Raw genomic sequence first — 11,515 nt, forward strand, 5'->3', positions numbered from 1 at the left:
CCTCGGTCATGTCCGATCATGCGCCCCTTGCGTACGAATGCTGCACACTTTACGAAGTGTAATTGATGAAAAACGAAATCCACACGATCTTTCGCGCGGACGGCATGGCGTTGAATCTGGTCTTTCTCGTCCTGCCCGGCTCGTCGATCATGTGTGTGGCGTCTGCCATTGATCCGCTGAGGGCGGCAAACCGGGTCACTGGCAGGCAGAACTTTACCTGGACGATCGTCTCAACCGATGGCAAGGCTCCTGTGACCACCTGCGGCCTGCCGATCGGCGTCGGCGGCGCTTTCCGGCCTGACCTGAAAGCGGACGCCGTAATTGTGATCGGCGGTTTCGGCAGCCGTTTGCAGGCGACATCCACCCTCACCGCCGACCTGCGGCGGACGGCGCGCGCGGCCCGCGCCATCGGCGGCATCGAGGCCGGCGCGTGGGTTCTCGGGCGCGCCGGTTTTCTGGAGGGGCGCGCGGCCACCACCCATTGGGAGGATCTGGAGGATTTCGCCGCCGCCTTTCCGGGCGCAGATGTCCGTCCGGACCGCTACGTCATTGATGGACCGGTCTTCACGACGGGTGGCGCATCGCCCACCTTCGACCTGATGCTCCATCTGGTCCGTACCCGGCTCGGCATGGCCGTCGCGCTCGATGTGGCAAGCGTCTTCATCTATGACCAGGCGCGCGAGGCGACCGAAGCCCAGCCCCTCGTCTCGCTTGGCCGGCTCGACGGCTACGATCCGCGCGTGGCGCAGGCGATCCGCCTCATGGAAACCCATGTCGACCAGCCCTTGCCGGTCTCGGCCATCGCCAGACGCGCTGGCGTAACCGCACGTACGCTGGAGAAGAGCTTTATCAAAGCGATTGGCGAAACCCCCGGCGCCTACTATCTGCGGCTGCGGCTGAGTGCTGCCCGCCGCTTGGTGCTCGATACGCAGATTCCCATGGCAGACATCGCCGCGCGGACGGGATTTTCTTCTGCCGCCGCGTTTTCCAGAGCTTTCTCGAATGCTTTCGGAAAGGCCCCGGTCAAGATACGGAAAGGGTGAAGTGTTGAAATGGCCCGTGGCGTGGTATATACCTTGGTATATACCATTTCAATGAGGTGACGAATGGGCGCCGTGGGCAAGCTCTTCATGAATGGCCGCAGCCAGGCTGTACGCATCCCGGCAGAGTTCCGGTTCGAAGGGACGGAGGTCGAATTCCGCCCCGGACCGAATCCCGGTGAGGTGATCCTCTCACCGCGGCCGCAGCGGACCGGAAAATGGGACGCCTTTCTCCAGGCAGTCAGCGAACTGAAACCAGAGGATATCCCTGAAGGTTTCCCGTGGCGGGACCGCAGACCGCATGACCGCGATCCCTTCGCATGAGCGGGCGCTTTCTTCTCGACACGAACACTGTGAGCTATGCAACATCGGGACGATCAGCAGCCGCACTGCAGCGGATAGCCGAGCAACCGTCCGGTAGTATTTTGATCTCGAGCATCTCCTATGCGGAGATCTGGTACGGGCTGAAGCGAAGGCCTGGCGCAACGAAGCTCGCAAAGGCAACCATGGCACTTTTCGCCGAAGCAGAAATAGTACCGTGGTCAGCTTCCACGGCAGATATCTATGCCTCTACTCGCGCCGAGATGGAACGGCTGGGCAGGTCTCTCGCTCCCCTCGACATGCTTATTGCCGCCCATGCGCTTGAGGCCGATGCCACGCTTGTCACAAGCGACCGCGCTTTCCGCTTCCTGCCGGGGCTGCGGGTCGAGGACTGGACTATCGGATAAGCTGCGGAAAACCTAAACCCGCTCCAGCGCGATGGCGATCCCCTGACCGACGCCGATGCACATGGTGGCGAGGGCCCGTGCTGCGCTTCGCTGCTTCAGTTCCAGGGCAGCCGTGCCCGTGATGCGCGCGCCTGACATGCCGAGAGGATGCCCAAGCGCGATCGCTCCCCCATTCGGGTTCACGTGCTCCGCGTCCTCGGGAATACCGAGTTCGCGGAGCACGGCAATGCCTTGGGAGGCGAAAGCTTCGTTGAGCTCGATGACATCGAAGTCAGCCGGCTGCAGACCGAGACGGGCGCAGAGCTTTTTCGTCGCAGGCGCCGGGCCGATGCCCATGATGCGTGGCTCCACACCGGCAACCGCGCCCCCGATAATACGAGCGATCGGCGTCAATCCATATTTCTTCACTGCATCCTCGGAGGCCACAATGAGCGCGGCCGCACCATCATTGACGCCGGAAGCATTGCCCGCCGTTACCGTGCCGCCTTCCTTCCTGAAGGGAGTGGGCAGCTTGGCCAGAGCCTCGATAGTCGTACCAGGGCGCGGATGCTCATCCTTCTCCACAACGATGGGGTCGCCCTTGCGCTGCGGGATTGTGACGGGAATGATCTCGCGGGCGAGACGCCCGTTCTCCTGTGCGGCGACCGCCTTGTTCTGGCTGCGCACGGCGAAGGCATCCTGGTCGGCGCGGCTGACCTGGAACTGTTCGGCGACATTCTCGCCGGTCTCCGGCATGGAATCGATGCCGTATTGCTTCTTCATCAGCGGGTTGACGAAACGCCAGCCGATGGTCGTGTCATAGATTTCCGCATTGCGCGAAAAGGCCGTGTCCGCCTTCGGCATCACGAATGGGGCGCGGCTCATGGATTCCACGCCGCCCGCGATCATGATCTCGGCTTCGCCGGCCTTGATGGCCCGTGCTGCGATAGTGACGGCATCCATGCCGGAGCCGCAAAGACGGTTGACCGTCGAGCCTGGAACATGGGTCGGCAATCCGGCAAGCAACGCCGCCATACGCGCCACGTTGCGGTTGTCCTCGCCGGCCTGGTTGGCGCAGCCGTAAACGACATCATCGATCGCGGCCCAGTCGACACCGGCATTGCGCTCCATCAGCGCCTTGATGGGAATGGCGCCGAGATCGTCGGTGCGGACGGAGGAGAGCACACCACCGAAGCGGCCGATCGGAGTACGGATATAGTCGCAGATGAAGGCGTCAGCCATTTTCAAACCTCCGGAACCAAAAGATCCTGCACATCGCCATCGACCACAAGCTTTGCGCCAGTCAGTGCCTGCAACTCGTCGAGGCTCATGCCCGGCAGCTTCTCACGCAGGACGAAATGCTTGTTCACGATGTCGACGACCGCAAGGCTGGTATAGACGGTGGTCACACAGCCGACGCCGGTCAGCGGCAGGCTGCATGCCTCGACGAGCTTGGGGCGGCCGTCCTTGGTGACGTGGTCGGTGATGACCGCGACCCGCTTCGCTCCATGGACAAGATCCATCGCACCGCCGACGGCTGGCACGGATTTCGGGCCAGTGCTCCAGTTGGCAAGGTCGCCATTCTGGGCAACCTCGTAAGCGCCGAGTATCGCGACATCGAGATGACCGCCACGGACCATGGCGAACGAGTCTGCATGGTGAAAGAAGGCAGCGCCCGGGTTGAGCGTGACCGCCTTCTTGCCGGCATTGATCAGATCCCAATCTTCCTCGCCCGCGGGAGGGGCTTCCCCGAAATCAAGAATACCATTCTCTGTATGGTAGATGACCTCACGGCCCTCGGGCTTGAACTTGGCAACCATCTCGGGAAAACCGATGCCGAGATTGACATAGGCGCCATCGGGAATGTCCTGCGCGGCACGCCATGCGATCTGCGCATTCGTCAGCTTGGCAGTCATCACTTGGCCCCCTCGCGCAACAGAGCTTCTTCCTGTTTCGGCTCCGCCACCTCCACGACGCGGTCAACGAAAATGCCCGGTGTCACGACATGCTCGGGATCGATCTCGCCAGGCTCGACGACCTTTCTCGCCTGGACGATGGTGGTTTTCGCCGCAGTCGCCATCAGCGGAGAGAAGTTGCGCGCAGCCTTGTTGTAGGTGAGATTGCCCTTGCGGTCGGCCCGCTCCGCCTTGATGAGCGCCACATCGGCCTTCAGCCAGCGCTCCCGCACATAGTGCTTGCCGTCGAATTCCTCGACCGGCTTGCCCTCGGCAAGCTGGGTGCCATAGCTGGTCGGGGTATAGAAGGCCGGAATCCCGGCACCGCCGGCGCGAATGCGTTCGGCCAGCGTTCCCTGGGGCACGAGCTCAAGCTCGATCTCGCCGGCCAGATATTTCTCGGTGAAGGCCTTGGGATCGGACGAGCGCGGAAAGGAGCAGATCATCTTCGCGACCATGCCCGCATAGATCATGGCGGCAATGCCGACCGCGCCGTTGCCCGCATTGTTGTTGACCACGGTCAGCGAGCCGGGCGAGCCTGTCTTTTTGTAGCGTCCAATGAGCGCGTCAATGAGCTCTATCGGTGCGCCCGCGCCGCCGAAGCCTCCGATCATGACGACCATGCCATCCTCAATATCGGCAACCGCCTTCTCAAGGCTTGGGCAAATCTTGTTCATTTCCGGCCCCATAAAGTTCGCATTGCGAACATTTGTTTTCTATGCGATATTTGATAGATGACTGACCGCGACCTGTCAACGCAGATCGACACCGCTGGAGACACCGGCCGCGACATCGTCGGCTCGCTCCAGCGCGGGCTGACGGTCCTGGAGATACTGGCCACGAACCCGGCCGGGCTGACTCTGACAGAAACCGCCGAGAGAGCCGGCCTGACACGCGCGGGAACTCGCCGTTTTCTTCTCACTCTCGTCGCCAGCGGCTATGCCACCCAGGACGGACGCCGTTTCAGGCTTTCACCCCGGCTTCTCTCGCTGGCGCGGACCTCCCTAGGAGGCGCATCATTGTGGACATATGCCGAGCCTTTCATGCGCGAGGTTTCTGACGGATTGGGCGAATCCTGTTCGGCCGCGGTGCTGGACGGCGAGAACGTGCTCTATGTGGCCCGCATAGCGGGTCAGCGCATCGTTTCCGTCGCCCTTCATGTCGGCACACGCCTGCCGGCCTATTGCACCGCCATGGGCAGAGTCCTGTTGTCGGACATGCCGGAGGAGGAACTCAACGCCTTTTTCCGGCGGGCAGATATCCGCGCCAACACTCCCAAGACGATCACCGATCCTCGGCGTCTCAGCGAGAAGGTGATGGAGACGCGGCAGAACGGCTATGGGATCGCCGACGAGGAACTGGAGCTTGGATTGCGTTCCATCGCCGTCCCGATCCGCGACCGCACGGGGCGGATCGCCGCAGCGATCAATGTTTCGACGCAATCGGCGCGTTTCACCTGCGACGAGATGCGGGAGGTGATCCTGCCGCATCTGCAATCAGCGGCAGAGCGTATCGAGGATTTCTTCGCCGTCCAGTAAGAGGTCAGGCGGCCGATTTCCGCTCTTTCCGGCTGTCGGATCCGATGGCCTGGCGCATACGTTCGGCCAAGCGTGCTTGCAGCCGATTATAGACCGCACGGTCAAATTCGCTGCCGTTGTCTTCCACGACCCTGTCGTCCGTCAGGGCCAGAACTGAATCAATGATGGACACCGGCTCCGCGCGGGTCAGCAGCCGCTCGATCTTGCTATCGAACGGCTCGTCGAAATGGGCATTTTGCGCTGTCCTGTTCATGGCCGCAATATACGGAATCGTTCCTGACGCTTTGAAGGCAGGCAAATGACGTTTTGACGACATTCGGGGAAATTTCGCCCAAGCCATGACAAGGCCAGGGCGAAAAATTCCGGAGCGCGGAAGATTGGATTTCATACATAGCGGTTGACAATATTCTCCAGCTTCTCCTGCCTGCCGGAGCGCGGCCTGGGGTCGACCTTCTCCTTCTCGACGCGTTCTGCGATCTCCTCAAGGGATCGCTTGCCGGAAAGCATCGCCTGAGCTTCCCTCGAGTTCCAGCCGGCATAGCGCTCCTCCAGCGGGCCGCTCAGCGCCTTGTCCTCGAGCATTCTGGCTGCAGCCTTCAGGCCACGGGCGCAGCAATCCATGCCGCCGACATGGGCGGCCAGCAGATCGTCCGGATCGAGCGACTGGCGGCGCAGCTTGGCGTCGAAATTGGTACCGCCTGTCGAAAAGCCCCCGGCCAGGAGCACCTGATAATAAGCAAGTGCCATCTCGGGCACATTGTTAGGGAACTGGTCCGTATCCCAGCCCGACTGGTAATCATTGCGGTTCATGTCGATGGAGCCGAAGATGCCGAGCGCGTTGGCAAGCGCCAGCTCATGCTCGAAGGAATGGCCAGCAAGCACGGCGTGGCCCTGCTCGATATTGACCTTCACCTCGTTCTCGAGGCCGTAGCGCCTGAGAAAGCCATAGACCGTGGCAACATCATAGTCATATTGATGCTTGGTTGGTTCCTGCGGTTTCGGCTCGATCAGGATCGTGCCTTTGAAGCCAATCCTGTGCTTGTAGTCGACCACAAGCGAAAGAAAGCGGCCCATCTGGTCGAGTTCCCGGCCAATATCGGTGTTAAGCAGGGTCTCGTAGCCCTCGCGGCCGCCCCACAGGACATAGTTCTCGCCGCCAAGCCGCTTTGTGACATCCATGCAGGCCTTCACCGTCGCTGCGGCATGGGCGAAAACGTCGGGATCGGGATTGGTGGCAGCACCCGCCATATAGCGGCGATGCGAGAAAAGATTCGCGGTTCCCCACAGCAGCCTGACGCCCGTCTCCTCCATCTTCTTCTGGAAATAGTCGGCGATTTCGTCGAGCCGCTTGCGGCTTTCCGCGAAGGTGTCGGCCTCGGGCCGCACATCCGCGTCGTGGAAAGTGAAAAAGGGCACGCCGAGCAGGCTGAACATCTCGAAGGCCACGTCCGCCTTCCGCTTCGCCAGTTCCATCGTGTCACCTGATCCTGCTTTGGGAAACCAGGGCCTTTCAAACGTCTGGCCGCCGAAGGGATCGCCGCCGGGCCATGTGAAACTGTGCCAGTAGCAGACGGCGAACCGCAAATGATCCTCCAGCCGCTTCCCCATCACCATCTCGTCGGGATCATAGTGGCGATAGGCAAGCGGATTGTCGCTGTCCGGGCCCTCGAACCTGATGGGCTTGATATCGCCGAAAAATCCTGTGCTCACGTCTCAACTCCTTCGCTTGGGCAAATTGCGGGAAATCCTGCCCGCAAAAGAATTCCGCTCTTCATTACCTCTGGCGTAATTGGTTCGCGGATCGGCATGGCTCAGAAAGGTCCCGTCAAACAATCGAGAAGGACGACAGATCGTGACCGACATCAAAGCAATTGCCGAAGCCTATATCTCCGCCTGGAACGAGACCGATGCCGCCCGCCGTAGTCCGCTTCTGGAAGCCGCTTTCACCAGCGATGTTCGCTATGCCGATCCAGTCATGCAGGGCGAAGGCCATGCAGGCGTAGGTGCGCTGATCGACGGCGTTCATCAGCAGTTTCCCGGTTTCCGTTTCGCGCTGAAAAACGGGCCTGATGGCTTCGACAACCATATCCGTTTTTCCTGGACCCTCGGGCCGGCCGGCTCCGAATCCGTCATAGAAGGTACGGATTTCTGCGTGATCGAGGACGGTCGTCTGAAAAATGTCACCGGTTTCCTGGACAAGGTGCCGGCGCAGTAAAGCGACACCGGAATGGGACGAGTTTTTCACATCGTCCCCCTGATCGCCGGATAGAGAGCACGATAACGCTGATAAGCCTCCTCGAAGGCCCCTGTTAACGCAGTCTCCGGCTCCACCGTCGCCGCGGTCGAAGGCGGTGTACAGACCGCAAGCGGATCCGCCTTCTCGGCGGCGATGAGCCCAAGCCGCGCCGCGCCAAAGGCCGCTCCGAAATCACCATCGGCGGGAATATCCACCGGCAGGCGGAGCGCCGTCGCCACCGCCTTCAGCCAATAGGAAGAGCGCGCCCCGCCGCCGATGGCGGTCACGCGGGAAAGCCTTGTTCCGGCCTGCTTCAACGCTTCGAGACTGTCGCGGAAGGCGAAGGCCACCCCTTCCATGACTGCCTGCGTGAGTGCGGAGCGGTCTGACTGATGGGCAAGACCGGTAAAGGTTCCTCGGATGACCGCGTCGTTGTGCGGAGTCCGCTCGCCAGACAAATAGGGCAGGAAGGTGACGCTGCCCGGCGCCCGGAGTTCGTCGCCAAGCTCGGCAGCCAGTTCGCCAGCGGATTTGCCGGTAACGCCCGAAAGCCAGTTGAGCGAATCCGTCGCCGAAAGGATCACACCCATCTGGTGCCATGTCTCCGGCAGGGCATGGCAAAAGGTGTGAACCGCGCTTTCCGGATTCGGCATATAGGAGCCGTTGGCGACGAAGAGCACGCCGGAAGTGCCAATGGAGACAAATGCCTGCCCTGGTTTGACCGTGCCCGCACCGCAGGCGGAAGCCGCATTGTCGCCTGCACCGCCGGCAACCACAACATTGTTTGCCATGCCCCATCTGGCAGCAAGTTCGGACCTCAGCGAACCGGCTGGCTGCGTGCCTTCGACCAGGGCAGGCATCCTGTTTTCGTCCAGACCGGTCGCCGCGAGCAGATCGCCCGACCAGACCCGCTTTTCGACGTCGAGCCAGGAAGTTCCGGCAGCATCCGACATTTCGGACAGGTGCTCGCCCGTCAGCCAAAGCCTCAAAAAGTCTTTGGGCAGGAGCACCTTGGCCACCCTGGCGAATATCTCCGGTTCGTTATCGCGCACCCAGACGAGCTTCGGTGCCGTGAACCCGGGGAAAACGATATTGCCGGTGATCCTGCGGAAGCGCGGATCGGCGTCGAGCAGCGCCGCCTGCGCGTGGCTGCGCGTATCGTTCCACAGGATGCAGGGACGTAAAGACCTGTCTTCGGCGTCAAGCAACGTCGCACCATGCATCTGGCCCGAAAGACCGATGCCGCGCACAGCGGCAAGAGCCTTTGCATGCGAGGACTTCAGGGCATTAATTGCCTCTTCCGTCGCCGCAATCCAGTCCCTCGGATCCTGTTCGGACCAACCGGTGTGCGGCCTTGAAACGGTCAATGCTGCTGTCGCCGACCCGACCGGCTTCTGGTCGACATCAATGAGCATCGCCTTCACCCCGGATGTGCCGAGGTCGAGACCGAGATACATGGACAGTTTCCTCCTCGCCCGTTCCTTGCCGGCAGCGGGCGGTATTTTTTCGAGCTCCGAAACAAATATGCACGAACTGCCCCGGCTGGCAAAGAGCGCCGGAGGAGAAAACCGCAATTCGTAAGCCGGGCTAGTCCGGACCGATCAACTTGCGACCTGGCGCGCGACAAGCCGTGCGACTGACGGCCCGAGAAACAGCACAAAGAGGAAGCGCATGGTCTGCAGCGCCATGATCAACGGCAGATCGACCTGCGGGCTCGCCGCAGCGATGATTGCGATGGAGTCCATTCCGCCTGGGCTTGTCGCAAGATAGGCCGTCAGCATGTCGATGCCGAGTGTGCTGCTCAGGATGAAGGCTAGTCCCCAGCAAAAGGCGATCAGAGCCACGATGGAGGAGACAATCTGCGGCAGAGCGCGCGCCGCATGCTGGATGATGGCGCGCGTGAAGCCGAGCCCGATATTCCATCCGATAAGGGCATAGCTGGCGGCAAGCAGCCATTCCGGCAATTGGAACGAGGCAAGCCCCGCGATATGAAGCACGCTGCCGAAAAGCATCGGCGCCATCACAGCGCCGGCGGGAATCTTCAGCCTCACTCCGAGTAAACCGCCGATCACCACAAGCGCGATCGTCGACGCGAACGGAATCGGCTCGATGGCGGGGAACCATACCGTGGTAGGCATTTCCACGCCGGATGTATCGACAAAAAGCCGCGCTACCAGCGCCGCTACGGCAGCGACGCAGATGACGCGCAGATATTGCATGAAAGCAACAAGCCTCGCATCTGCGCCGAAGGCCTCGGCCATGATGACCATGGCGGTCGCCGCACCCGGCGACGAGCCCCAGACGGCCGTACTGCCGGGAAGGATTCGCCATCGGCTGATGAGATAGCCAAGCAGGCTCGAGGCCACGACCGTGGCGAGCACCAGGGCGGTAAAGAGCAGCCAGTCATCCAGGATGACGCGCATGATCTCAAGCGTCATCGCCTGCGCGATGAGAACGCCGATCACGCCCTGCGCCGCGAGATAGGGCAAGCGCGGCACCCGCACTGTCGCGCCGTTCGTACCTGCAATGATGCCCGCAACCATGGGCCCGAGCAGCAATGCGGCAGGCAGCCCCGTGCGCTGAAGCGCATATCCACCTCCCACCGACAAGGCGATGATGATCATCCACTGCAGTGCAGGTCGCATGCCGGCCAAAGGCGCAGCCGAAGAAGTCTCGGTATTTTCAGTCATCAGGCGGGAATCTCACCCGCCAATTGTGGTCCATAGTAGATGTCAATTCAACGACGAAGGCTCGCTTCAACGGGGCGGGCGCTCCGCGCCTGGTACATTATCGGGATTCAGAGCATATCCGGGGCCTATGGTAAGCGGCTTGTCCGGCACGACATCATCGCTGATCTGGCTCGTATAGTCTCGAGTTGTCGCCCACAGGAGTTCCTTGCGCTCCCTGTCGTAAATGCGGATGGCGACATTGTAGGGTTTATCTTTTTCCACGCCGCGCACCGGGGGAGACCGCAAGGCATATGTGTCGGTCATGGTGCTCACGCGCTCAAAGACCACCAAAGACTCGCCGCCCCCGGGATTTTCGAATTCCGCCTCGATGATCGACCCGCTGGCAAGAGGTCGCTCCACCAGCGCCGTGAACCCGTAGAAAACCTCGGCCTCACGATAGTTGAACATGAAACCGCCACCGAGGATCTTGAGGTAAGGCTTGTCGGACGGATCCTCCCGCATCGTCCAGCCAATGGCGAAAAGCACAACGCAGAGCCCGGTAGCTGCTGCGAGCAGCCTCATCGGCGAAAGATAGCGGATCATCCTATTCCTCCTGCTGCGACCGGCACCGCCTTTTGTCGCTCGGCGAAGCGTCTTGCCTTGGCCGTGCTTCCGCAATGCTCCATGCTGCACCAGCGGCGTGACCTGTTCTTGGTCTGGTCGTAGAACAGCCAGCCGCACCCTTCCAGCGCCGGGCACTCCTTGAGCCTCGAAAGGTCTTCCCGCGTCAGCAGCTCGACAGCGGAAAGGGAAACCGCGAATACCGGCACAAGAAGGCCAGCCGCTTCTTCCTGCCAAATCCACCTGAAGCTTCGTCCTTCCGGCACAAGCTCCTGCGCCTGCCGGGCCTGTCTCGCCAAGCCGCTCAGGATATCCAGATCCGCGCGATCCGGCGCCATCTGGTGGATGATGGAATGGAAAATCCGATAGAGCGTCTCGCGCAATTCGATCGCGGTCTCATAGGCGATTGCAGCATCTTCCGGCGTCTCCCTTGCCCGCTTCCTCAACCTGACGATCGTGCCGTCGTCGAGCAGTCCGACTTGCCACGTCCAGTCGATCAGGTCTGAGGCGCCCGAAAGATAGTCTCGCGTGGCAGGACGCGATCGGCTGTTCACCGTATTGACAAAATCCAGGCACAGCCGTCCACCCAGAAGAAACGGGACCGGTCCCATGCGCCCCTCCTCATAGCCTGAATCGTGCGACATCCGGCCCCATATCCATAAATTTCAGCCTCTAACCATCTAAATACTTTTTACCGGTTAGGTCAACGGAAGCAGATGCCTGTCGTATACGATTGTGACGACCCGCTT

Annotated in this window: 14 protein-coding genes; 5 read left to right on the plus strand and 9 right to left on the minus strand. The window is 61.2% G+C overall.

Annotated elements, in window-relative coordinates:
• Window positions 1–62 precede the first annotated feature (62 nt).
• From L598_RS03235 to L598_RS03245, 3 genes are all read left to right on the plus strand, one after another.
• On the plus strand, window positions 63–1,043 hold the full coding sequence (locus tag L598_RS03235; RefSeq protein WP_144860326.1) for a GlxA family transcriptional regulator: 981 nt from the start codon (window positions 63–65) through the stop codon (window positions 1,041–1,043).
• 63 nt (window positions 1,044–1,106) lie between these two features.
• Window positions 1,107–1,364: an AbrB/MazE/SpoVT family DNA-binding domain-containing protein gene (locus L598_RS03240; protein ID WP_144860328.1), complete on the plus strand. Its 258-nt coding sequence runs from the start codon at window positions 1,107–1,109 to the stop codon at window positions 1,362–1,364.
• Window positions 1,361–1,768 carry a type II toxin-antitoxin system VapC family toxin gene (locus tag L598_RS03245; RefSeq protein WP_144860330.1) on the plus strand — a complete coding sequence of 136 codons (408 nt, stop codon included), beginning with the start codon at window positions 1,361–1,363 and terminating at the stop codon, window positions 1,766–1,768. The genes L598_RS03240 and L598_RS03245 overlap by 4 nt, the downstream gene beginning before the upstream one ends.
• Before the next feature lie 12 nt (window positions 1,769–1,780).
• On the opposite strand, the gene pcaF is transcribed toward L598_RS03245, so the two are convergent.
• The 3 genes from pcaF to L598_RS03260 are packed head-to-tail and all read right to left on the minus strand — an operon-like array spanning window position 1,781 to window position 4,379.
• Window positions 1,781–2,989: a 3-oxoadipyl-CoA thiolase gene (gene pcaF, locus L598_RS03250; protein ID WP_144860332.1), complete on the minus strand. Its 1,209-nt coding sequence runs from the start codon at window positions 2,987–2,989 to the stop codon at window positions 1,781–1,783.
• Window positions 2,990–2,991: 2 nt separating this feature from the next.
• Window positions 2,992–3,663 (minus strand): 3-oxoacid CoA-transferase subunit B, encoded by a 672-nt coding sequence (locus L598_RS03255; RefSeq protein ID WP_144860334.1) that lies wholly within the window; start codon window positions 3,661–3,663, stop codon window positions 2,992–2,994.
• Window positions 3,663–4,379, minus strand: coding sequence for a 3-oxoacid CoA-transferase subunit A (locus L598_RS03260; protein WP_144860336.1), 717 nt, complete (start codon window positions 4,377–4,379; stop codon window positions 3,663–3,665). The genes L598_RS03255 and L598_RS03260 overlap by 1 nt, the downstream gene beginning before the upstream one ends.
• A gap of 57 nt (window positions 4,380–4,436) precedes the next feature.
• Here L598_RS03260 and L598_RS03265 point away from each other — a divergent pair, with 57 nt between their 5' ends.
• Window positions 4,437–5,240 (plus strand): IclR family transcriptional regulator C-terminal domain-containing protein, encoded by an 804-nt coding sequence (locus L598_RS03265; RefSeq protein ID WP_144860338.1) that lies wholly within the window; start codon window positions 4,437–4,439, stop codon window positions 5,238–5,240.
• Window positions 5,241–5,244: 4 nt separating this feature from the next.
• Here the strand turns inward: L598_RS03265 and L598_RS03270 are convergent, their stop codons facing one another.
• Together L598_RS03270 and xylA are read right to left on the minus strand one after the other, a co-directional pair.
• Window positions 5,245–5,628, minus strand: a complete 384-nt coding sequence (locus L598_RS03270) for a hypothetical protein (protein ID WP_144860340.1) — start codon at window positions 5,626–5,628, stop codon at window positions 5,245–5,247.
• Entirely contained in the window at window positions 5,625–6,950 is a 1,326-nt protein-coding gene (gene xylA / locus L598_RS03275; protein WP_144860342.1) for a xylose isomerase, read from the minus strand. Before xylA ends, L598_RS03270 begins: the two co-directional genes overlap by 4 nt.
• 142 nt (window positions 6,951–7,092) lie before the next feature.
• Between xylA and L598_RS03280 the strand changes: the two genes are divergently transcribed.
• Window positions 7,093–7,455 carry a nuclear transport factor 2 family protein gene (locus L598_RS03280; protein WP_144860344.1) on the plus strand — a complete coding sequence of 121 codons (363 nt, stop codon included), beginning with the start codon at window positions 7,093–7,095 and terminating at the stop codon, window positions 7,453–7,455.
• A 26-nt stretch (window positions 7,456–7,481) separates the two neighbouring features.
• On the opposite strand, the gene xylB is transcribed toward L598_RS03280, so the two are convergent.
• From xylB to L598_RS03300, 4 genes are all read right to left on the minus strand, one after another.
• Window positions 7,482–8,933 (minus strand): xylulokinase, encoded by a 1,452-nt coding sequence (xylB, locus tag L598_RS03285; RefSeq protein WP_144860346.1) that lies wholly within the window; start codon window positions 8,931–8,933, stop codon window positions 7,482–7,484.
• A 144-nt stretch (window positions 8,934–9,077) separates the two neighbouring features.
• Entirely contained in the window at window positions 9,078–10,166 is a 1,089-nt protein-coding gene (locus tag L598_RS03290) for an AbrB family transcriptional regulator (RefSeq protein ID WP_144860348.1), read from the minus strand.
• 66 nt (window positions 10,167–10,232) lie between these two features.
• A complete protein-coding gene (locus tag L598_RS03295) occupies window positions 10,233–10,748 on the minus strand; it encodes a hypothetical protein (protein WP_144860350.1) in 516 nt (171 codons plus the stop codon).
• Window positions 10,745–11,410, minus strand: a complete 666-nt coding sequence (locus tag L598_RS03300; protein ID WP_246658603.1) for an ABATE domain-containing protein — start codon at window positions 11,408–11,410, stop codon at window positions 10,745–10,747. Before L598_RS03300 ends, L598_RS03295 begins: the two co-directional genes overlap by 4 nt.
• Window positions 11,411–11,515 lie beyond the last annotated feature (105 nt).

Source organism: Mesorhizobium sp. J18 (assembly GCF_007829525.1).
Classification (GTDB): Bacteria; Pseudomonadota; Alphaproteobacteria; order Rhizobiales; family Rhizobiaceae; genus VLJP01.